This window comes from Rhizobacter sp. P1_G5 (assembly GCF_056405435.1).
The window spans coordinates 1-590 of sequence record NZ_JBFUCB010001191.1 but is presented as its reverse complement, the minus strand read 5'-3'; the positions used below and the strand labels follow the sequence as shown (position 1 = coordinate 590).

Below are 590 nucleotides of genomic sequence, written 5' to 3'. Positions count from 1 at the left end.
GGTCAGCACCGTGACCGTGAGGCCCTGCGCCGGCACGCAGGCGGTGCGCGTCAGCGTGCCCTGGAAGCCGCCGGTGTGGCCGAACCATTCCCAGTCCGCCACCGAACCGCACATCGTGCCCAGGCCGTAGCTGCGGTTGAGGCTGGAATACGGGTCGGGCCACTGCCGGTGCCACATCAGGCGGCGGCTCGCCTTGCCGATCACGCCGCGCTTCGCCTGCGGCGACAGGCTGCCGAAGAAGCGCGCCAGGTCGCCCGCGGTGCTGACGAAGCCGGTGGCCGAGGCCAGTGCGTTCGTCGGGTTGTCGCCGGTGATCACCACGCGGCGGCCCAGCGGCCACTTCGCGCTGTGGCCGTTGGCGAAGGGCAGGGCATCGTCGATCGGTGCATCGGGCGAGGTGGCTGCAAGGCCGGCCGGTGCGATGACCTCGCGCCGCATCCAGTCGACATAAGGTTCGCCGGTGACGGCTTCGATCGCGAGGCCCAGCAGCCCATAGCCGTGGTTCGAATACTTCAACCGGGTGCTGGCATCGATCACCAGCCCGCCGGCCAGGTCGGCGCGCAGCGCGGCCTCGTCGAGAAAGGTGCGCC

1 protein-coding gene is annotated in these 590 nt (G+C 70.8%); it reads right to left on the bottom strand.

Translation table 11 applies throughout. The features are described from left to right. The coding region (locus AC1D12_RS34910) for a serine hydrolase domain-containing protein (protein WP_477845616.1) at window positions 1-590 on the bottom strand (590 nt) is incomplete at both ends.